Annotated in this window: 1 protein-coding gene and 1 pseudogene; both read right to left on the reverse strand. The window is 68.6% G+C overall.

Translation table 11 applies throughout. The features are described 5' to 3' along the window. Positions 1 to 737: HpcH/HpaI aldolase/citrate lyase family protein (locus ACIP9X_RS21805; RefSeq protein WP_400481834.1), on the reverse strand; the 737-nt coding region annotated here is incomplete at its 3' end. Continuing rightward, positions 722 to 1,135, reverse strand: a pseudogene (locus ACIP9X_RS21810) (2-oxo-hepta-3-ene-1,7-dioate hydratase); the annotation flags it as partial. The pseudogene ACIP9X_RS21810 and the gene ACIP9X_RS21805, both read right to left, overlap by 16 nt.

Raw genomic sequence — 1,135 nt, forward strand, 5'->3', positions numbered from 1 at the left:
AGGAGGGCGACGTCGGCGCCGACCAGGATGAAGTTGGCGCCGTTGGCCAGGTAGTGCCGCGCGGTGTCGGGGTTGAAGGCGTTGACGCCGGCGGGCTTTCCTGCCGCTTTTGCGGCGGCGAGGCAGTGTTCGACGGCGGCGCGCACTTCGGGGTGTTCCTGCTGTCCCAGCAGGCCCATGGAGGCGGCGAGGTCGGAGGGGCCGATGAAGGTGGCGTCCACGCCGTCCACCTTTAGGATGTCCTCGACGGCGTCCACGGCGGATGTGGATTCGATCTGGACGGTGACGCTGACGGTGTCCGCGGCGCGGGCGAGGTAGTCGGGGACCCGGTTCCAGCGTGCGGCGCGGGCCAGTGCTGAGCCCACTCCGCGCACACCCTGGGGCGGGTAGCGGGTGGCGGCCACCGCGGCTTCCGCCTCCGATACGGAATTGACCATGGGGACCAGCAGGTTCTGCGCGCCCAGGTCCAGGTACTGCTTGATCACCACGGTGTCGTTGACCGGGGGCCGGACCAGGGTGTGGACGGGGTAGCCGTGGGTTGCCTGGAGCTGGGCAAGGATGGATTCGAGCCCGTTGGGGCTGTGTTCGGCGTCGACCAGGAGCCAGTCCAGGCCGGACCCGGCGCAGATCTCGGCCACCAGCGGGCTGCCGGAGCACACCCACATCCCGGCCAGCGGCCGGTCCGCGGCGGCGAGGGCATCCCGGAACGTGTTGTCAGGTTCTATTCGAAGCGGCATGTGACACTCCCGAGCGGTCCGTAGTCTGCGTGGACGGTGTCGCCTTTGTAGACCCAGAGGGGGCGGGTGAAGGAGCCGGCGAGGATGATGTCGCCGGCCTTCATGCTGTCGCCGTGGGCGGCGATCTTGTTGGCCAGCCAGTGCACGCCGTTGGCGGGGTGGTCCAGGACGCCGGCGGCGACGCCGGTTTCCTCTACGGTCTGGTTCTTGTAGAGGATGGCGGATACCCAGCGGAGGTCGACGGCGTCCGGTTTCACCGGGCGTCCGCCCACCACCATGGCGCCCATGGCGGCGTTGTCGGAGATGGTGTCCACGATGGTCCGGCCCTCCATCTCAATCCGGGAGTCGAGGATTTCGAGGGCCGGAACCACGTAGTCGGTGGCGTTCAGGACATCGAA

This window comes from Arthrobacter sp. NPDC093125 (assembly GCF_044754225.1).
In the GTDB taxonomy this organism is placed as follows: Bacteria; Actinomycetota; Actinomycetes; order Actinomycetales; family Micrococcaceae; genus Arthrobacter.